Here is a 19,908-nt window from a genome sequence, read left to right on the forward strand (position 1 = left end):
GCGGACCGTGAGTGACTCTGGTGGGCCGGACGTGACGCAGGAGTTGCGGCTGCCCTGGGACGAAGACCCTGACGACCTGTACGAGCACGCGCCGTGCGGGTACCTGACCACGTTGCCGGACGGCACCATCGTCCGGGTCAACCAGACCTTCCTGACCTGGACGGGTTACACGCGCGGCGAGCTGGTCGGGCACCGGCGCTTCCGTGACCTGCTCAGCTCGGGCGGGCAGATCTACCACGAGACCCATTACGCCCCGCTGCTGCGCATGCAGGACGAGGTGCACGAGCTGGCCTTCGACGTGGTCTGCGCCGACGGGCGGCAGCTGCCGACCCTGGTCAACTCGACGCTGGGCCGCGACAAGGCCGGGCAGCCGCGCGCGATCCGGACGATGATCTTCAACGCGTCCGAGCGGCGGCAGTACGAGAAGGAGCTGCTGCTCGCCCGCAACATCGCCGAGGCGTCCGAGCGCCGGGTCCGGGTGCTGCAGCAGATAGTGGCCGACCTGTCGGCCGCGCCGACCGAGGCCGAGGTGGCCGAGTCGGTGGTCCGCGCCCCCGAGTCGGCCTTCGGCGCCGCCAGCAGCAGCATCTACCTGGTCGACACCGAGCGCGACCAGATCGTGGCCGTGGCCTCGACCGACCCCACCACCGGCAACTGGGACGACATGCCGCGCTCGTCCCCGCGCGCCGTGGCCCGGGTCGCCGAGCGCGGCGACCTGCACGTGGTCGCCTCGCTCACCGAGGCCAAGGAGCACTTCCCCGACCTGGTCGACTCGATGCGCCGCTCGGGGCGCAACACTGTCGTTTTGTTGCCCTTGACCACAGGTCCGACCGACGAGCAGGCCGGCATCGTCACGCTGGGCGTGCTGGCCTTCAGTTTCAAGGGCGAGCACCAGCTCAGCGACGGCGAGCTGCGCATGGTCCGGCTGCTCGGCCAGCAGGCCGGCCAGGCGCTCGACCGGGCCCGTCTCTACGACGACGCGCGCCGGCGCGAGGAACGCAGCAAGTTCCTGGCCGAGACGACCGGCGCCCTCGACGAGGTGCACCGGCTGCAGCCGCGGATCCGCCGCCTGCTCGACCGGCTCGTGCCCGAGGTGGCCGACTGGGCCGAGGTACGCCTGCAGGTCGGGGCCGTGCCGATCGAGGAGCAGAAGGGCAGCCCGGCCCCCGACACCGAGCTGCTGCGGCAGCGTCTCGGCCAGGTCGCCGCCACCGGCGAGCCGATCTTCGCGGCCGACCCCGATCTGCTCGACTGCTCGGTGCTGCCGCTGACCGCCCGCGGGCTGGTGCTGGGCACGCTGGCGCTGCGGATGGCGCCCGACCGCCGCGACGCCGCGGCCGAGCGGGCCTTCCTGAGCGACCTGGCCGACCGGGCCGGGCTGGCCCTGGAGAACGCCCGGCTCTACGAGCAGGAACGGCAGATCGCCCGGACCCTGCAGCGCAGCCTGCTCGCCGGCGACCTGCCGACCGGCGACAACCGCTTCGCGGTCGAGACCTACTACCAGGCCTCGGGACAGGATCTCGAGGTCGGTGGGGACTGGTACGACGCCTTCCTGATCACCGTCGACAAGCTGGCCGTGGTGGTCGGCGACGTGGTCGGGCGGGGCATCGACGCCGCCACCACGATGGGCCAGCTCCGTAGCGCGGTCCGCGCGCTCGCCTCCAACGAGAACGGCCCGGCCCGGGTGATCGAGGGCCTGGACCGGTTCTGCGAGCGGGTCGAGCCGGCCCGGATGGCCACCGTGGCCTACGCGGAGGTCGACCTGACCACCGGCGAGGTGGCGTACTGCTGCGCCGGTCACCTGCCGCCGCTGCTGCAGGAGCCGGCCGGCTCGCCGGAGTTCCTGATGCACGCCCGCTCGGCCCCGATCGGCAGCCGGGCCGGCAACACCCACCGCACCGAGCACCGCCGCCGGCTCACCCCCGGCAGCCGGATGCTGCTCTACACCGACGGCCTGATCGAGCGGCGCAGCCGCGGCATCGACAAGGGCTTCGAGATCCTCGCCCGCGAGTACGCGAGGCGCCGCGACGCGCCGCTGCCCGGGCTCGCCGCCGGGCTGGCCGACACCCTGGTCGGCAAGGACCACGCGGACGACGTCTGCATGCTCTGCCTGACGCTCGGCACCGAGGAGCGCATCGAGCGCACCATCGGCGCCGACCGGATGCAGATCGCGTTGCTGCGGGCCGACCTGCGGGGCTGGCTGGTGGCGCACGGGGTCGGGGCCGAGGCCCGTGACGCGGTGCTGCTGGCCTGCTCCGAGGCGGTGGCCAACGCGATCGAGCACGGTTACCGCGACGACCCGTTCGGCATGATCGACGTGGTCGCCACGGTGACCGCCGACGCGGTCGAGGTGCGGGTGACCGACCGTGGCACCTGGCGCGGCCCGATCGGCGACGTCTCCCGGGGCCGGGGGCTTCAGCTCATCAGGGAGTCGATGGATCAGGTGCTGTTCGACCGCAGCGACGGCACGACCGTCACCATGCGGCGCAGCCGCGGGGAGGACGAGTGACCGATCAGTGGGTGACTTTCGCCAAATTCGGCGACGCGGAGCTGGTCAGCTTGACCGGAGAGATCGACCTGGCCAACGCCCCGGAGATCGGCCAGGCCATCGTCAAGCGCCTGCAGCGGGCCGGCAAGGTGCTGATCGACCTGAGGACGGTCTCGTTCCTCGACAGCGCCGGCGTGCGGCTGCTGGACGCCCTGGTGGGCGACCTGTCCGATCACGGGACCCCCACGCGGCTCGTCGTGGGGGAGCGGGGAGCCGCCCGGATGACGCTGCAGTTGTGCTCGTTCCGCGAGGACGTCCTGGCCACCGACCTCGACCGGGCGGCGGCGGATCTTCAGGTTTAACCGCGTACCCTGGACCCCCATGAGCGTACGTTCCGTCTTCCCGCAGCTCGAGCAGCTGCTGCCCCGGGTCAGCAAGCCGATCCAGTACGTGGGCGGCGAGCTCGGCGCCGTCGTCAAGGACTGGGACGAGACCACGGTCCGCTGGGCTCTCATGTACCCCGACGCCTACGAGGTGGGCCTGCCCAACCAGGGCGTCCAGATCCTCTACGAGGTGCTCAACGAGCAGCCCGACGTCCTGGCCGAGCGCACGTACGCGGTCTGGCCCGACCTCGAGGCGCTGATGAAGGAGAACGGCGTTCCCGCCTTCACCGTCGACGCGCACCGCCCGGTGAGAGCGTTCGACGTGCTGGGCCTCTCGTTCGCCACCGAGCTCGGCTACACCAACATGCTCTCCGCCCTCGACCTGGCCGGCATCCCGCTGGACAGCGCCGACCGCACCGAGGACGACCCGATCGTCCTGGCCGGCGGTCACGCCAGCTTCAACCCGGAGCCGATCGCCGACTTCATCGACGCCGCCGTGCTCGGCGACGGCGAGGAGGCCGTGCTCGAGATCACCGGCATCATCCGGGAGTGGAAGGCCGAGGGCCGCCCCGGTGGCCGCGACGAGCTGCTGCTGCGCCTGGCCCGCACCGAGAGCATCTACGTCCCGCGCTTCTACGACGTCGACTACCTGCCCGACGGCCGCATCCAGCGCGTCGTGCCGAACCGGCCGGACGTGCCCTTCCGGGTGGCCAAGCGCACGACCATGGATCTCGATGCCTGGCCCTACCCCAAGAAGCCCCTGGTCCCGCTGGCCGAGACGGTCCACGAGCGGTATGCGGTGGAGATCTTCCGCGGCTGCACCCGTGGCTGCCGTTTCTGCCAGGCCGGCATGATCACCCGCCCGGTCCGGGAGCGCTCGATCACCACGGTCGGCCAGATGGTCAAGGAGGGCCTGGAGTTCTCCGGCTTCTCCGAGGTGGGTCTGCTCTCCCTGTCGAGCGCCGACCACTCCGAGATCGGCGACATGTGCTCCGGCCTGGCCGAGCAGTACGCGGACACCAACGTCTCGCTGTCGCTGCCGTCGACCCGGGTCGACGCCTTCAACATCGACCTGGCTCAGGAGCTCTCCCGCAACGGGCGCCGCACCGGCCTCACCTTCGCTCCCGAGGGCGGCTCGGAGCGCATCCGCAAGGTCATCAACAAGATGGTGACCAAGGAGGACCTGATCCGGACGGTCGTCACCGCGTACGGCAACGGCTGGCGCCAGGTCAAGCTGTACTTCATGTGCGGCCTGCCGACCGAGACCGACGAGGACGTCCTCGAGATCGCCCACATGGCCCACGAGGTGATCAAGGCCGGCCGCGAGGCCGCCGGCACCAAGGACATCCGCTGCACGGTGTCGATCGGCGGGTTCGTGCCCAAGCCGCACACCCCGTTCCAGTGGGCCGCGATGGAGCGCCCCGAGGTCATCGACGCCCGGCTCAAGATGCTCAAGCAGGAGATCAACAGCGACCGGGGGCTGGGCCGGGCCATCGGCTACCGCTATCACGACGGCGAGCCGTCGCTGATCGAGGGCCTGCTCTCGCGGGGCGACCGCCGGGTCGGCGCGGTCATCCGCCGGGTCTGGGAGAAGGGCGGCCGCTTCGACGGCTGGAGCGAGCACTTCTCGTACGCCCGCTGGGTCGAGTCCGCGGCCGAGGTGCTGCCGCAGTTCGGCGTCGACCTCGACTGGTTCACCACCCGCGAGCGCGAGCAGCTCGAGGTGCTCCCCTGGGACCACCTCGACTCGGGTCTCGACAAGGACTGGCTGTGGCAGGACTGGCAGGACTCGCTCACCGAGTACGAGCAGGACGACTGCCGCTGGACCCCGTGCTTCGACTGCGGCGTCTGCCCGTCCATGGACACCGAGATCCAGATCGGCCCCACCGGAAAGAAGCTGCTGCCGCTGACCCCCGTGGGGAACCGGCTGGGAGTGTCGGCCTGACATGGCGCCCAAGAATCAGCCCGTCGGTGGCCAGGCCCCGGTCGTTCAGCGTGTCCGCCTGCGCTACGCCAAGCGCGGGCCGCTGCGCTTCACCTCGCACCGCGACTTCGCCCGGGCCTTCGAGCGGGCGCTGCGCCGCGGCGGCGTGCCCATCGCGTTCTCCCAGGGTTTCACCCCGCACCCCAAGATCTCGTACGCCTCGGCCGCGCCGACCGGTGTCGGGAGCGAGGCCGAATACCTGGAGATCGGCCTGCAGGCCGAGGTCGACCCGGAGAAGCTGCGGATCGCCCTCGACGCCGCCCTCTCGCCCGGCCTCGACGTGCTCGAGTCCGTGATCGCCCGGGAGGGCGGGGGCAGCCTGGCCGACCGGATAGACGCCTCGCACTGGCGCCTGGAACTTTCCGACGTCGACCCGGCCGTGGCCCAGGCCGCCGTCAAAGCCTTCCAGGATGCCGAAGAAGTGCTGGTCGAGCGCATGACGAAGCAGGGCAAGCGGACCTTCGACGCCCGCCAGGCAGTGACCCGCATCGCTGTGACGCAGCAGTCCGACCTACCTTCCGAGGCGGACGGCGCACCGTGTGCGATAATCGACCTTGTCGTACGACAGGTGACGCCCGCCGTACGGCCCGATGACGTCCTTTCTGGCCTGCGCGCGGTAGCGGGCCTGGAGCCGCCGGTGCCCCCGCGGGTGACCCGGCTGGCCCAGGGCATGCTCACCGCGCAGGGGGAGATCGTCGATCCGTTGAATGCGGATCGGGAGACAGCCCTTCCTGGGTAAGGACGCCTCCATCGGAGGGCGCTAGCTGCAGCCGGCGCCCTTGACAGACTTCGGAAGCCCGCCGGTTGACCCGGCGGGACCGAAAAACTTGCGGCGACCCTGCGTGGCAGCGCTCCAACGCGCCCGGGGCCGCCAGAACTGGAGAGCGCCCCATGCTCGATAACGAGCCCCGAGACAACTCGGGAGACCAGGGCGGTGAGCGGGACGGAGCAGTCACTCCGCCCGAGACCGCCGCAGCCACCACTCCCGCTCGCCGTGCGCGGGCCCCTCGCCGCAAGGCAGCGGCGCCGGCGGCCCCGCCTCCGGCCGACGCCCCCGGCGCGGCCATCGAGGCCGCGACCGCTTCCGAGGCGGCCGCGAGCCCGGGCGAACCCATAGCGTCTACCCCAGAGGCCGCCACCCCGGCGGCTGACGAGGCGCCGGCCAAGCCGGTGAAGCGGACCCGCCGCAAGGCTGCGGCGCCCGCGGCCGCTCCGGCCGCCGGCGAGGAGCCGCCGGCCGAGGAGCCGCCCGCCGAGGGGGCCGCTCCGGCCGCCCCGGCCAAGCGCACCCGCCGCAAGAAGGCCGCCGCTCCGGCGCCGGTCGAGCCCGCCGAGGTGGCTCCGGCCGCCGCCGGTGTCGCCGAGCCGGCCCCGGTCGAGCCGGTCGTGGCCGCCACCGCGCCGATCGAGCCGGTCCCGGTCGCCCAGGTGATCGCGGGCGAGGAGCCGGCCGTCTCCGCGCCGGACGAGGAGGCCGAGGCCGCCGCCGAGGAGACCACGGTCATCGGCGTGCTGCCGCTGGACGCCGACTTCGTCGAGGAGAAGCCGGCCCCGCGCAGCCGCCGCCGGGCCGCCGCTCTGCCGCCGGCCGTGCTGTTCATGCCGCCGGACCCGACCGAGGCCGAGGCGGCGCCCGCGCCCGCCCGCCGGTCCCGCCGGGGCACGGCCGCTGTTCCGCCGGTGACCGCACCCGAGGCCACCGAGGCCGAGGTGGCGCCCGCACCCACCCGTCGAACCCGTCGCGGCGCCACCAGCGTGCCGCCGGTGACCGAGGCCGTCGACGAGCCGGTCGGCGAGGCCGAGGCCGAGGTGGCCGACCTGCCGGTCGTCGAGGAGCCCGCCGAGGGCACCCGGCGCACCCGCCGTCGCCGTCGCGGCGCCGTCGAGGAGCAGCCTGAGGCCGAGGCCGTCGACACCACGGCCGAGCCGGTGGTGGACGAGGTCGACGAGACCGCCGACGACGTCGAGGAGGGCATCGACGACGAGTCGGACGAGGACGACGACTCCGCCGCCGGTCGCCGCCGTCGCCGCCGGGGCCGCCGGGGCCGGGGCCGCGGTAAGGGCCCGTCCGACGAGGGCGATCAGGACGAGGGCGACGAGAGTGCCGAGGCGTCGGCCGACGAAGAGTCGGACGAAGAGGACGAGTCGGACGAAGGTGACGGCGAGGGCGTGACCCGCCGTCGCCGCCGTCGCCGCCGCAAGGGCTCGAGCGGCGACGCCGAGACCGGTGGTATCGAGGACGGCGTGCACACCGTCGTGCGGGTGCGCGAGCCGCGCCGCAGCGACGAGGTGCAGGGCGTCTCCGGCTCGACCCGGCTCGAGGCCAAGCGCCAGCGCCGCCGCGACGGCCGTGAGCAGCGCCGGACCCGGCCGCCGATCCTGAGCGAGTCGGAGTTCCTGGCCCGCCGCGAGGCCGTCGACCGGGTCATGGTCGTGCGCCAGAAGCCGGACCGGATCCAGATCGTCGTGCTCGAGGACGGCGTGCTCGTCGAGCACTACGTCTCCCGCAGCACCTCCGGCACCATGGTCGGCAACGTCTACCTCGGCAAGGTGCAGAACGTGCTGCCGAGCATGGAGGCGGCGTTCGTCGACATCGGCCGGGGCCGCAACGCGGTGCTCTACGCCGGCGAGGTCAACTGGGACGCCACCGGCCTGGAGGGGCGCGCCCGCTCGATCGAGCAGGCGCTGCGCTCCGGCGACTCGGTGCTGGTGCAGGTGACCAAGGACCCGATCGGGCACAAGGGCGCCCGGCTGAGCAGCCACATCGCCCTCTCCGGCCGGCACCTGGTCTACGTGCCCAACGGCAACGCGTCCGGGATCAGCCGCAAGCTGCCCGACAACGAGCGCAAGCGCCTGCGTGACGTGCTCAAGAAGCTCGTGCCGGACGGCGCCGGGGTGATCGTCCGTACGGCGGCCGAGGGCGCCAGCGAGGACGAGCTGGCCCGCGACGTCAAGCGGCTGCAGGCGCAGTGGGAGGACATCCAGCGCAAGGCCGCCGAGGGGCACGCCCCGGCCGCCCTCTCCGAGGAGCCCGACCTGGTCATCCGGGTCGTCCGGGACCTCTTCAACGAGGACTTCCGCGAGCTGATCGTGCAGGGCGAGCAGACCTACAACGAGCTCGAGGGCTACCTCGAGTCGGTCTCGCCGGACCTGCTGGAGCGGATGCACCGCTACACCGGCACGGGCGACGTCTTCGCCGACAAGCGGATCGACGAGCAGATCCTCAAGGGCCTGGACCGCAAGGTCTTCCTGCCCTCGGGTGGCCACCTGGTCTTCGACCGCACCGAGGCGATGACGGTGGTCGACGTCAACACCGGTAAGTACACCGGGGCCGGCGGCAACCTCGAGGAGACGGTGACCCGCAACAACCTCGAGGCGGCGGAGGAGATCGTCCGGCAGCTGCGGCTGCGGGACCTCGGCGGCATCGTGGTCATCGACTTCATCGACATGGTGCTGGAGAGCAACCGCGAGCTGGTGCTGCGGCGGCTCACCGAGTGCCTGGGCCGCGACCGCACCAAGCACCAGGTCACCGAGATCACCTCGCTCGGCCTGGTGCAGATGACGCGCAAGCGGATCGGCGCGGGCCTGCTCGAGGCGTTCAGCGAGACCTGCGACCACTGCAAGGGCCGCGGCGTGCTGATCCACACCGAGCCGGTGCCGGAGAAGCGCGCGAACGGCGCGGCCAACCAGGTCAAGGCCGTCGCGGCGGCCACGACCACGCAGGCCCCGCCGCAGCCGCAGGCGCCGAAGGAGGGCAAGTCCCGGCGGCGCCGGGGCGGCGGGGGCGAGAGCGCGCCGGTCGCCGAGGCGGCGCCGGTTGCCGAGGCGGCGCCGGTCGAGGTCGTGGCGCCGGCCGAGGTCGAGCCGCCGGCTGAGCTGCTCGAGAACCCGCCCGCGACGCCGACCGAGGTGGTCGTCAGCGAGCCCGGTGAGAGCCCGATCGCCCTGGTCGCCGAGCTGCCGCCGGTGCACGGTTCCGGCATCGTCACGCCCGGGGCCAAGCTGACGGCGGCCGAGCCGGATGACGACTACGACATCAGTGGCTACGACCTGTCCCGCTACGAGGCGCCGGCGGCCGACGAGGAGACCGAGCCGTTGCGCCTGACCGGCGCCGACGACCCGGACGCGGCCGACGACGACGAGGACGAGGACGACGACGAGCCGGTGGGTGCCGGAGCGGCCCGGCGACGGTCGCGCCGCGGGGGCACGCGGAGGCGTACGCGTCCCTGATCAGGGGTAGGAAAGGGCGGTTCGGTAAAGAAAGTTTACTACCGAGCCGCCCTTTGCCGTCCGTGTCGGTTACCCTCGCGGGATCGATCCCCGTTCCCCCCGAGGAGACCGAGTCCCCATGCGTGTTTCCCTGCCGGCCCTGGCGGCCGTGTCCCTTCTTTTCCTGGCCGCCTGCTCCGGCGGTGGCACCGGTCAGGCCCCGGCGGCGGCTCCCGCCCCGACCGCCGCCTCAGCTGTCCCGCCGGCCCCGATCGACCCGTCCGTCGCGGCCTCGGCCGACGCGGCCCTGTCGAGCGACACCGAGGCCATCTGCGCCCAGGCCGGGCGGGTCAGCAGCGCCTTCGGCCAGACCTTCATCGCCGACATCAAGCTGCAGGCGGAGGCGGCCGGCCAGGGTGCCGAGGCCAAGCAGCGGGCCGACCAGAAGGTCGAGCGGGACATGATGAGCCACTCGTACGCCCTGGCCGACATGGCGAAGCTCACGGCCGACCCGGCGCTCAAGAAGGCGCTGACCGGCATGAGCAAGCAGGTCGCGACGTTCAAGGGCGACCTCACCAAGATCGACGGTGACAAGTTGGCCGAGCTCACAGGTACACTCGACAAAGCGTGCGGAAACGGCTGACCCTCATCCCCGGTTTGGGGAAGGGCCCGCTGATGAAGTACGCTTTCGGACGGCGCTTTTCTAGCGTCGTGTTTCCGTGTCCACCCGCCTCGGGTGTGTGTGGGGAAACAAGCACCATCCGCCAAGCAGTGCCTTTCGCTGCGTAAGTCTCAGGGAGTCCGCGTCCGATGTACGCGATCGTCAAGACCGGCGGCAAGCAGTACAAGGTTGCCGAGGGCGACGTGATCGAGGTCGAGAAGCTCGTGGGTGCGCCCGGCGATGCCTTGACGCTCGCCGCGGTCCTCCTCGTCGACGGTGACAACCTGGTGACCGATGCGGCCAAGCTTGCCAGCGTGACGGTGTCCGGCGAGATCGCCGAGCACACCAAGGGTCCGAAGATCCGGATCCACAAGTTCAAGAACAAGACCGGCTACCACAAGCGCCAGGGTCACCGCCAGCCGCTGACCCGCGTCAAGGTGACCGGCATCAAGAGCGGGAAGTAGGGGCGGATCACTCATGGCTCACAAAAAGGGTGCTTCCAGCTCGCGCAACGGCCGTGACTCCGCCGCCCAGCGGCTCGGCGTCAAGCGGTTCGGTGGCCAGCTGGTCAGCGCGGGCGAGATCCTGATCCGCCAGCGCGGCACGAAGTTCCACCCGGGCGAGCTCGTCGGCCGTGGTGGCGACGACACGCTGTTCGCCCTGGCGACCGGCAACGTCCTGTTCGGCACGAAGCGCGGTCGCAAGACCGTCAGCATCGTTCCGGCCGCGGAGTAAGTTTTTCAGAAGCGGGCCGCGGACCTTACGGGTCCGTGGCCCGCTTTCTTTTGTTTGAGCAGTTGAAGGAGTTCGAGCAGTGACCACGTTCGTCGACCGGGTTGTGCTGCACCTGCAGGCGGGTGACGGCGGGCACGGCTGCGTCTCGGTCCGCCGGGAGAAGTTCAAGCCGCTCGGTGGCCCCGACGGCGGCAACGGCGGGCACGGCGGCGGCGTCACGCTGGTCGTCGACCCGCAGATCCACACGCTGCTCGACTTCCACTTCCACCCGCACGTCAAGGCATCCAACGGCGGCGGCGGGGCCGGCGCCAACCGCGACGGCGCCAACGGCAAGGACCTCGTGCTCAAGGTGCCCGACGGCACGGTCGTGCAGACCGCCGACGGCGAGGTGCTGGCCGACCTGATCGGCGCCGGCACCACCTTCGAGGTGGCCCGCGGCGGCCGCGGCGGCCGGGGCAACGCCTCGCTGGCCAACACCCGCCGCAAGGTGCCGGGCTTCGCCGAGCTCGGCGAGCCGGGCGACCAGCTCGACGTCGTGCTCGAGCTCAAGAGCGTGGCCGATGTCGGCCTGGTCGGCTTCCCGTCGGCCGGCAAGTCCTCGCTCATCTCGGTGCTCTCGGCGGCCAAGCCGAAGATCGCCGACTACCCGTTCACCACGCTCGTGCCCAACCTGGGCGTGGTGCAGGCCGGCGACCAGATCTTCACCATCGCCGACGTGCCCGGCCTGATCCCCGGCGCGGCCACCGGCAAGGGTCTCGGCATGCAGTTCCTGCGCCACATCGAGCGCACCTCGGTGCTGGTGCACGTGCTCGACGCGGCCGCACCCGAGATCGAGCGCGACCCGCTGGCCGACCTCGACGCGATCGAGGCCGAGCTGTCCGCGTACGGCGGTCTCGAGGACCGTCCGCGGCTCGTCGTGCTCAACAAGATCGACATTCCGGACGGCCGCGACCTGGCCGAGATGGTCCGCCCCGACCTCGAGGCCCGCGGCTACCGCGTCTTCGAGGTCAGCGCGATCACCCGCGAGGGGCTCAAGGAGCTGACGTACGCCCTGGCCAAGGTGGTCGAGGAGCACCGGCTGGCCCAGCCCGAGCCCGAGCCGACCCGGATCGTGCTGCGCCCGCAGGCCGTCGACGACTCCGGCTTCACCATCGAGCAGGACGAGGACGGCGTCTTCGTGGTCCGCGGGGCCAAGATCGAGCGCTGGGTCCGCCAGACCAACTTCGACAACGAGGAGGCCGTCGGCTACCTGGCCGACCGGCTGGACCGCATCGGGGTCGAGGACATGCTGGCCAAGAAGGGCGCCCAGGCGGGCGACCCGGTCCGGATCGGCGCCCGCGAGTTCGACTGGCAGCCCAACGCCGGCGAGTTCGTGGCCGGCCCGCGCGGCACCGACGCCCGCCTCGAGGAGGAGAGCGGCCGGGCCAGTGCCGCCCAGCGTCTCGCGGCCCGTAAGGCCCGCCGGGTCCGCTCGGACGACGAGCTGCTGCACATGGCGGCCGACGGCACGGTCACGAGCGTGTCCAACGCCAAGCGCCCGGTGCTGGTGGAGGACTCGGAGGACGACGGCGACGAGGACGACACCGCCGAATAGCGAGTCGTCCAGATTGCGTCAACCATCCGGAAACGGGCGTCGCTTAGAGTCACCGTCGTGATGATCGAAGCGCGGCCCGCCCTGGACCCCGAGCTCGCCGCGCTGGTGGCGGCCCAGCAGCACGAGCTGGGCTCCACGGCGTTCACCCCCGACGACGACGCCCGCTATCTGATAGCGGTGGTCGACGGGCGGGCGGTGGCCTGCGCGGCCTGGCGCCCGGCCCCCGGTCACGGGGTGGCCGAGCTCCAGCGGGTGTACGTCCGGCCGGCGTTCCGCGGCCGCGGCATCGCCCGCCAGCTGATCGTCTGGATCGAGGAGGAGGCGCTGGCCGCGGGCCGCTCGGTCATCCGGCTGGAGACCGGGCCGTGTTCGCCCGCGGCCGTCGCCCTGTTCCAGTCGTCCGGCTACGACCAGGCCGGCGGCGCCTTCGTGAAGCGCCTGGCGGCGTTAGTTCAGTAGACCTAGGGCGGCGCGCGTCCGGCGTACGGTCTCCTCGGCCCTTGGCCGCACCCGGGCCCGGCCCTCCGCCAAGATCTTCTGGACGTGGCCGGGGTCGTCGGTCAACTCGGCGTGCCGCGCCCGGATCGGCGCCAGGACCGCCTCGACCGCGTCGGTGACCTCCCGCTTCAGCTCGCCGTAGGAGGTGAACGAGCCCGGCTCGGCCCCCGTGCACGCGCGCAGGATCTCCAGCAGGTTGGTGACGCCGGGCTGGTTCTCCGGATCGTGGCGGACGACGCCGGCGGTGTCGGTGACCGCGCGGGCGACCTTGCGGCGGATCACGTCGGGCGGGTCGAGCAGACCGATCCGGCCGGCCGGGTTGGCGGCGCTCTTGCTCATCTTGCGGGTGGGCTCGGTCAGATCCATGATCCGCTCGGCCGCCTCGGGACGGATGCCTTCGGGCACGGTGAAGGTCGGGCCGTAGCGGTGGTTGAACCGGGTCGCGATCGTCCGGGCCAGCTCCAGGTGCTGGCTCTGGTCGTCGCCGACCGGCACGTGGCCGGCGTCGTGCACGAGGATGTCGGCCGCCATCAGCACCGGGTAGGTGAGCAGGCTGAGCCGCACCGGGCCGCCGCCGGCCGACTTCTCCTTGAACTGGATCATGCGGGCGGCCTCGCCGTAGCCGGTGGCGCACTCGAGCAGGTAGTGCAGCTCGGAGTGCTCCGGCACCTGTGAGTTGGCGATCAGGGCGGTGCGGTCCGGGTCGACGCCGGCAGCCAGCAGCAGCGTGGCCGCCTCGACGGTGTTGGCCCGCAGCCGGGCCGGATCATGCTCCATGGTCAGCGCGTGCAGATCGGCGATCATCGCGATCGAGCTGGTGGTGCCGGGGTCGTCCTGGGCGGCCACGAGCGGGCGCATCGCGCCGAGCAGGTTGCCGAGGTGCAGGTTGCCGGTGGGCTGGAAGCCGGTGAGGCGGCGGGTCATGGTGGGGTCCTTCCGGGTCGGGTGTACGCCCTCCTCCGGGACCCTTCTCATGCGAACGGCCGCCCGGAGGGGGCGGCCGTCTTCTGCGCGATGGGGTAGCCGCCCGTCTAGGGCAGCCACCAGTTCCGGGTCGCGCAACGCATGACTCCACCATAGCAACGGGGTGGTGGTGTGACGCCATGGTGAATACCGGCATGATTGTCGTCATGCCGAGCCTGACCCGCGCCGAGGCCACCGCCCGCGCCGCCACCGTCGACGTCCACGAGTACGAGATCGACCTCGACCTGACCGGCGAAACAGACACGTTCGGCGCCCGTACCGTCGTGCGCTTCTCCTCGCGGCCCGGCGCCTCCACGTTCCTGGAGTTCGAGCCGGTCTCGGTCGCCTCGATCACGCTGAACGGCGCGCCCGTCCCGGCCGGGGCCATGGACGGCGAGCGGCTGCACCTGAGCGACCTCGCCGAGCACAACGAGCTCGTGGTCGACGCGGTCATGCGCTACTCGAACAACGGCGAGGGCCTGCACAAGTACGTCGACCCGGCGGACGACTCGACGTACCTCTACCAGCACATGTTCATCAACAACGCCGGGCGGATCCTGCCCAGCTTCGACCAGCCCGACATGAAGGCGTCCTTCCGGGTCAGCGTGACCGCGCCCGCGAGCTGGCTGGTCGCGGCGAACGGGCCGCTGGTGGCGGGCAAGGACGGGCGGTGGGAGTTCGCGCCGACCAGGCCGATCTCGACCTATCTGTGCTCGCTGATCGCCGGCCCGTACCACTCGGTCACCGACGAGCACGACGGCATCCCGCTGGCCCTTTACGCCCGCAAGGCGCTGGCCGAGCCGCTGGAGGCCGAGGCGGCCGAGATCTTCGAGGTCACCAAGCAGTGCCTCGACCGGTTCCACCAGATCTTCGACATCCGCTACCCGTTCGGGCACTACCAGCAGGCGTTCGCCCCGGAATTCAACTTCGGCGCGATGGAGTACCCGGGCCTGGTCGTCTTCCGGGACGAGTTCATCTACCGCTCGGCGGTCACCGAGAGCGAGCGCGAGCACCGGGCCAACGTGATCGCCCACGAGATGGCCCACATGTGGTTCGGCGACCTGGTCACCATGGCCTGGTGGGACGACCTGTGGCTGAACGAGTCGTTCGCCGAGTACCTCGGGACCCGGATCGCCTCCGAGGCCACCCGCTTCCCGGACACCTGGACCACGTTCGCCATGCAGCGCAAGGCGTGGGGCCTGCGGGCCGACCAGCACCCCTCGACCCACCCGGTGGCGCCGGCCGAGGTCACCGACACCGACCAGGCGCTGCTCAACTTCGACGGCATCTCGTACGCCAAGGGCGCGGCCGTGCTCAAGCAACTGGTGGCCTGGGTCGGCGACGAGGCGTTCCTGGCCGGCGTGAACGCGCACTTCGAGGCGCACGCCTACGGCAACGCGACCCTGGCCGACCTGCTCCAGGCCCTGTCGGCCGCGAGCGGGCGCGACCTGACCACCTGGGCCGACGTCTGGCTGCGGCGGGCCCAGGTCAACACCCTGCGCACCGAGGTGGTCCGGGACGGCGGGGCGTACGCGTCGGTGGCCGTCCTCCAGACCGCGCCGGAGCAGTTCCCGACGCTGCGCCCGCACAAGGTCGGCCTCGGGCTGTACGACCGGGCCGACGGCGCCGTGGTGCTGCGCAAGCGCCTCGAGGTCGAGATCGAGGCCACCGGCCGTACGGAGATCGGCGAGCTGGCCGGCGAGCCGGTGGCCGACCTGTTGCTGCTGAACGACGGCGACCTCACGTACGCCAAGATCCGGCTGGACGAGGAGTCCACCGCCGCCGTGCCGGCCCTGCTCCCGCTGCTGGACGACTCGCTGGCCCGGGCCGTGCTCTGGGCCGCCACCCTCGACGCGGTGGTCGACGGCGAGCGCCCGGTGGCCGAGCTGGTCACCCTGGTCCTGACCGCGCTGCCGGTCGAGTCCGAGGTCGTGGTGATCGAGGACGTGCTGCGGGCCACCCGCAGCCTGGTCGACCGCTACTCGACCCCGGAGACCCGCCCGGCCGCTCTGGAGCTCGTCGCGCAGGCGGCCGACCGGCTGCTTGCCGTCTCCGAGCCCGGCGGGTCGCGTCAGCTGGCGGCGGCCCGGGGCCTGATCGGCGCCACCGTCGACGTCGAGCGCCTCCGCGGCTGGCTGGAGGGGCGTGAGGTGCCGGCCGGGCTGGCCGTCGACGCCGACCTGCGCTGGCTGATCGTCTACCGGCTCGCGGTGCTGGGCGCGGCCGGCACCGAGATGATCGACGCCGAGTTCGAGCGCGACCGCAGCGCCACCGGCGAGCAGTGGGCCGCCCGCTCGCGGGCCGCCCGGCCCGACGCGGAGGCCAAGGCGGCGGCCTGGGAGGCGATCATCGGGGACGACAAGCTCTCGAACCGGCTCGTCGAGATGACCGCCTCCGGCTTCTGGCAGGCCGAGCAGCTCGACCTGGTCCGCCCGTACGTGGCGCGGTACTTCGCCGAGATGCCCGGGATGATGCGGCTTCGCTCGGGGATGAGCGCCGAGCGTACGGCCGGTCTGGCCTACCCGGCCGTGATGGTGGAGGCGGAGACCAGGCGGCTCGCGGCCGGCCTGCTGGGCTCGGACGACCTCGACCCGCTGCTCAGGCGGGTGGTTCTCGACGCCGACGACGACCTCCGCCGGGCGCTCGCTGCGCGTTTTTGACCTTTGGCCCCGCTTTGAGCCGATACCCTCGTAGATCAACGGGGGTGAAGGCGTGGAGTGGTCCGAGGAACTGGCCGGTGGCCTGCTGCAAGCCGCCCCGGACGCCATCCTGGTGATGTCCGGCAGCACGATCGTGCTCGTCAACGACCGCGCCCTGGAGCTCTACGGCTACGGGCGGGACGAACTGGTCGGCCGCGACATCACCGAGCTCATCACGGACGACGCCCGGACGATGCTCCCCGAGCGCCGGCGGCGCATCGACGAGGGCCGTCCGGGCCCGATCGGGGCGGTCACGACCACCGTCCGGCGCCGGGACGGCTCCGAGATCCCGGTCGAGTCCTCGGTGTCGATCATCGACACGCCGCAGGGCCGGCTCGCGCTGGCCGTGGTGCGCGACCTCTCCGAGCGGGACCGGGCCGAGCAGGAGAAGGCCCGGCTCCGGGCCGAGGCCCAGATCCACCGCAGCCAGCGCCTGGAAAGCCTCGGGCAGCTGGCCGGGGGCATCGCGCACGACTTCAACAACCTGCTCGGCGTGATCGTGAACTACGCCAGCTTCGTGGTCGAGGAGGCGGAGGCGGACCAGCCGGACGTCAAGATGATCGCGGCCGACGCCCAGCAGGTGATCAAGGCGGGCAAGCGCGGCACCGACCTGACCCATCAGCTGCTGGCCTTCGCCCGGCGCGAGGTGGTACGGCCCCAGGTCCTCGACCTCAACCAGGTGATCACCGGGGTCGAGGCGATGCTGCGGCGCTCGATCGGCGAGCACATCACGTTGATCTTCAGGCCCGAGGCGAGCCTGCCCCCGGTGACCTGCGATCCCGGCCAGATCGAGCAGCTGCTGGTCAACCTGGCGCTCAACGCCCGCGACGCGATGCCGTCCGGGGGCAACCTGGTGATCGACACCGGGCGGCACGGTGATCAGGTGCGGCTGCGGGTGTCCGACTCCGGTAAAGGGATGACGCCGGAGGTGGTGGAGCGGGCGTTCGAGCCGTTCTTCACCACCAAGGCCAGCGGGGAGGCGACCGGGCTGGGGCTGGCCACCGTCTACGGCATCGTCACGCAGGCTGATGGGGAGGTCGGCATCACGTCCGAGCCCGGTCTCGGGACGACGGTGACCGTGCTGCTGCCGGCCGGGGCCCGGGAGGAGTCTTCGCCGGCGGCGGCGGTGCCGGCGGGGTCGACCCAGGGGCACGGGGAGACGCTGCTGGTCGTGGAGGATGAGGCCGCGCTGCGGGACGTCGCCGGGCGGATCCTGTCGGGGGCGGGCTACCAGGTTCTGAAGGCGGAGTGTGGTGCTCAGGCGCTGGATGTGGCGGCACGGCATTCCGGGCAAATCGACTTGTTGCTGAGCGATGTGGTGATGCCGGGGATGCTCGGCAAGGAGTTGGCGGAGCGGCTGGTCCGGGAGAGGCCGGATACTCGGGTGCTCTATATGTCCGGTTATGCGCAACCGGTGCTGCACTCGCAGGGCACGTTGGACCCGGGCGTGGCGCTGCTGGAGAAACCGTTCACAGCGGACGACCTTCTCGCAGCCGTGCGTAAGCGCCTGGATGGTTGATCGCCCCACCCGCGCCCTTGGTGGAAATGGATCTATCCTTTTTTGATGGGTGGACGCCGAATCGGGATCATGGGTGGAACGTTCGACCCGATCCATCACGGGCACCTGGTCGCGGCGAGCGAGGTGCAGGCTCGCTTCGATCTTGATGAGGTCGTGTTCGTGCCGACGGGCCAGCCGTACGAGAAGGGCAAGGTCTCGCCGGCCGAGGACCGCTATCTCATGACGGTGATCGCGACCGCCTCCAACCCGCGGTTCCACGTCAGCCGGGCCGACATCGACCGCGACGGCCCCACCTACACCATCGACACCCTGCGTGACATGCGGTCCGTCTACGGGGCCGACTCGACGCTCTACTTCATCACCGGGGCCGACGCCCTCTCGCGCATCCTGGGCTGGAAGAGCGCGATGGAGATGTTCTCGCTGGCCCACTTCGTCGGCGTCACCCGGCCCGGTTTCGAACTGACCGACGAGCATCTGCCGCGCGACAGCGTCACCCTCGTCGAGGTGCCGGCGATGGCCATCTCCTCCACCGACTGCCGGGCCCGGGCCACCGCCGGCAAGCCGGTCTGGTACCTGGTGCCGGACGGAGTCGTGCAATACATCAACAAGCGGGGCCTCTATCGGGGCTAAGGGAATGTCATACGCGTGTGAGACGCTTGACGTACCTGGACACCAAACCGAGGGGATGCTCTTGTCCGTTACCGAACGCGCTCTTGAACTGGCGATGGCCGCCGCGCAGGCCGCCGCCGACAAGAAGGCGCAGGACATCGTCATCATCGACGTCGCCGAGCAGCTCTACATCACCGACGCCTTCGTGATCGCCTCCGCCTCCAACGAGCGGCAGGTCATCGCCATCGTCGACGCCGTCGAGGAAGCGCTGCTCAACCTGCCGGAGAAGGCGAAACCGGTCCGCCGTGAGGGTGAGCGCCAGGGCCGCTGGGTCCTGCTCGACTACGTCGACATCGTCGTTCACATCCAGCACGCCGAGGAGCGCGAGTTCTACGCCCTCGACAAGCTCTGGAAGGACTGCCCCACCATGCCGTTCGTCGACCGGGATCTGGCCGACGCGGACGCTCAGTGACCCGCCTGATCGTCTGGCGGCACGGCAACACCGACTGGAACGCCGGTTCACGCGTCCAGGGCCAGACCGACGTGCCGCTCAACGACCTCGGTCGTCAGCAGGCCGTCGACGCGGCCGAGCTGCTGATCAAGTTCCGGCCCGGCGCGATCGTGGCCAGCGACCTGCAGCGCGCCTCGGACACGGCGGCCGCGCTGGCCGCCCTCAGCGGCCTGACGATCAGCTTCGACAAGCGGCTCCGCGAGCGCTATTTCGGCGCCTGGCAGGGCCTGACCATGACCGAGGTCCAGGCGCGCTTCCCCGAGCAGTACGTGGCGTGGAAGGCCGGCCAGGAGGTCGGCGGCGAGGTCGAGACGCTCGACGCGCTGGGCCTGCGGGTCGCCGACGCGCTGCGGGACGCGGCGGCCACGGTGCCAGCCGACGGCACGGTCGTGGTGGCCACGCACGGCGCGGCGGCCCGGCAGGGCGTCGCCCGGGTGCTCGGCTGGTCCATGGACCAGGTGCGCAGCCTGCGCGCGCTGCAGAACTGTCACTGGGTCGAGTTGTCGCACGACGACGACCGCGGGTGGCAACTGGCCACGTACAACGTCGGCCCCTTCACGGACAAGCCCTCGCCGCCGCCGGTGTGAAGGGAACCGCCGATGATCCGGTAGCGTCCAAGCATCATGCTGACGACTCGTCTGGTTCCTGCCGTATTGCTCCTCGTGCTGGCCGCGGGCTGCGCCAGCAGTGACCCGGCCGCCGCGCCGGCCGCCTCCGGCCCCAGCCCCTCGGCCTCGGAGGTGATCGACATGCCGGTGCCCACCGGGAAGCCGTCCGGCCCGACCGGCGAGCCCAGCCGCCCGGCGGCCGGCGCCAAGACGATCACCGGCACGGTCGCCGCCGGGGTCGAGCCCAACTGCCTGCTTCTGAACGACTCTTCCGGGTCCTATCTGCTGGTCTTCGACGACGCCGCGATGCGCCGCGACGCCAAGGTCGGCGCCAAGGTCACCGTGGTCGGCCAGGCCCAGCAGGGCATGATGTCGACCTGCCAGCAGGGCACCCCCTTCCTGGTGACGTCGATCCGCGCGGCCTGACCACAGCCGGTGCTGTTAACG

General features: G+C 71.6%; 17 protein-coding genes. 16 read left to right on the plus strand and 1 reads right to left on the minus strand.

Annotated elements, in window-relative coordinates; all coding sequences use genetic code 11:
- The first annotated feature begins 7 nt into the window (after window positions 1-7).
- The 10 genes from AB0J66_RS26315 (at window position 8) to AB0J66_RS26360 (ending at window position 12,513) form a co-directional block, all read left to right on the plus strand.
- The gene (locus AB0J66_RS26315) at window positions 8-2,509 is read left to right on the plus strand and encodes a SpoIIE family protein phosphatase (RefSeq protein WP_364665668.1); all 2,502 of its coding nucleotides are present in this window, start codon (window positions 8-10) and stop codon (window positions 2,507-2,509) included.
- Window positions 2,506-2,850, plus strand: coding sequence for an STAS domain-containing protein (locus tag AB0J66_RS26320; protein WP_364665670.1), 345 nt, complete (start codon window positions 2,506-2,508; stop codon window positions 2,848-2,850). Before AB0J66_RS26315 ends, AB0J66_RS26320 begins: the two co-directional genes overlap by 4 nt.
- A gap of 19 nt (window positions 2,851-2,869) precedes the next feature.
- Complete coding sequence (locus AB0J66_RS26325) at window positions 2,870-4,816, plus strand: TIGR03960 family B12-binding radical SAM protein (protein WP_364665673.1); 1,947 nt, start codon at window positions 2,870-2,872, stop codon at window positions 4,814-4,816.
- Window position 4,817: 1 nt separating this feature from the next.
- The gene (locus AB0J66_RS26330) at window positions 4,818-5,594 is read left to right on the plus strand and encodes a TIGR03936 family radical SAM-associated protein (protein ID WP_364665676.1); all 777 of its coding nucleotides are present in this window, start codon (window positions 4,818-4,820) and stop codon (window positions 5,592-5,594) included.
- A 152-nt stretch (window positions 5,595-5,746) separates the two neighbouring features.
- The gene (locus tag AB0J66_RS26335) at window positions 5,747-9,085 is read left to right on the plus strand and encodes an Rne/Rng family ribonuclease (RefSeq protein ID WP_364665678.1); all 3,339 of its coding nucleotides are present in this window, start codon (window positions 5,747-5,749) and stop codon (window positions 9,083-9,085) included.
- A 118-nt stretch (window positions 9,086-9,203) separates the two neighbouring features.
- Entirely contained in the window at window positions 9,204-9,707 is a 504-nt protein-coding gene (locus AB0J66_RS26340; protein ID WP_364665681.1) for a hypothetical protein, read from the plus strand.
- 167 nt (window positions 9,708-9,874) lie between these two features.
- Complete coding sequence (rplU, locus tag AB0J66_RS26345; protein ID WP_360251737.1) at window positions 9,875-10,189, plus strand: 50S ribosomal protein L21; 315 nt, start codon at window positions 9,875-9,877, stop codon at window positions 10,187-10,189.
- A gap of 13 nt (window positions 10,190-10,202) precedes the next feature.
- Window positions 10,203-10,460: a 50S ribosomal protein L27 gene (gene rpmA / locus AB0J66_RS26350; RefSeq protein ID WP_097320297.1), complete on the plus strand. Its 258-nt coding sequence runs from the start codon at window positions 10,203-10,205 to the stop codon at window positions 10,458-10,460.
- A 79-nt stretch (window positions 10,461-10,539) separates the two neighbouring features.
- The gene (gene obgE, locus AB0J66_RS26355) at window positions 10,540-12,054 is read left to right on the plus strand and encodes a GTPase ObgE (protein WP_364665685.1); all 1,515 of its coding nucleotides are present in this window, start codon (window positions 10,540-10,542) and stop codon (window positions 12,052-12,054) included.
- A gap of 60 nt (window positions 12,055-12,114) precedes the next feature.
- Complete coding sequence (locus AB0J66_RS26360; protein ID WP_364666349.1) at window positions 12,115-12,513, plus strand: GNAT family N-acetyltransferase; 399 nt, start codon at window positions 12,115-12,117, stop codon at window positions 12,511-12,513.
- Here AB0J66_RS26360 and trpS read toward each other — a convergent pair.
- Window positions 12,502-13,476 carry a tryptophan--tRNA ligase gene (gene trpS / locus AB0J66_RS26365; protein ID WP_364665688.1) on the minus strand — a complete coding sequence of 325 codons (975 nt, stop codon included), beginning with the start codon at window positions 13,474-13,476 and terminating at the stop codon, window positions 12,502-12,504. The two genes, AB0J66_RS26360 and trpS, sit on opposite strands and share 12 nt — an antisense overlap.
- 206 nt (window positions 13,477-13,682) lie before the next feature.
- On the opposite strand from trpS, the gene pepN reads away from it, so the two are divergent.
- The 6 genes from pepN to AB0J66_RS26395 all read left to right on the plus strand — a co-directional run bounded on the left by pepN (window position 13,683) and on the right by AB0J66_RS26395 (window position 19,887).
- On the plus strand, window positions 13,683-16,175 hold the full coding sequence (gene pepN, locus AB0J66_RS26370; protein ID WP_364665690.1) for an aminopeptidase N: 2,493 nt from the start codon (window positions 13,683-13,685) through the stop codon (window positions 16,173-16,175).
- Window positions 16,176-16,227: 52 nt separating this feature from the next.
- Entirely contained in the window at window positions 16,228-17,733 is a 1,506-nt protein-coding gene (locus AB0J66_RS26375) for an ATP-binding protein (RefSeq protein ID WP_364665693.1), read from the plus strand.
- A 45-nt stretch (window positions 17,734-17,778) separates the two neighbouring features.
- Window positions 17,779-18,363, plus strand: a complete 585-nt coding sequence (nadD, locus tag AB0J66_RS26380) for a nicotinate-nucleotide adenylyltransferase (RefSeq protein WP_364665695.1) — start codon at window positions 17,779-17,781, stop codon at window positions 18,361-18,363.
- 61 nt (window positions 18,364-18,424) lie between these two features.
- Entirely contained in the window at window positions 18,425-18,814 is a 390-nt protein-coding gene (gene rsfS / locus AB0J66_RS26385) for a ribosome silencing factor (protein ID WP_364666352.1), read from the plus strand.
- Window positions 18,811-19,440 carry a histidine phosphatase family protein gene (locus tag AB0J66_RS26390; protein WP_364665698.1) on the plus strand — a complete coding sequence of 210 codons (630 nt, stop codon included), beginning with the start codon at window positions 18,811-18,813 and terminating at the stop codon, window positions 19,438-19,440. The genes rsfS and AB0J66_RS26390 overlap by 4 nt, the downstream gene beginning before the upstream one ends.
- A 36-nt stretch (window positions 19,441-19,476) precedes the next feature.
- Window positions 19,477-19,887, plus strand: a complete 411-nt coding sequence (locus AB0J66_RS26395; RefSeq protein WP_364665701.1) for a hypothetical protein — start codon at window positions 19,477-19,479, stop codon at window positions 19,885-19,887.
- Window positions 19,888-19,908: the final 21 nt, after the last annotated feature.

This window comes from Actinoplanes sp. NPDC049598, from assembly GCF_040675435.1.
GTDB lineage: Bacteria > Actinomycetota > Actinomycetes > Mycobacteriales > Micromonosporaceae > Actinoplanes.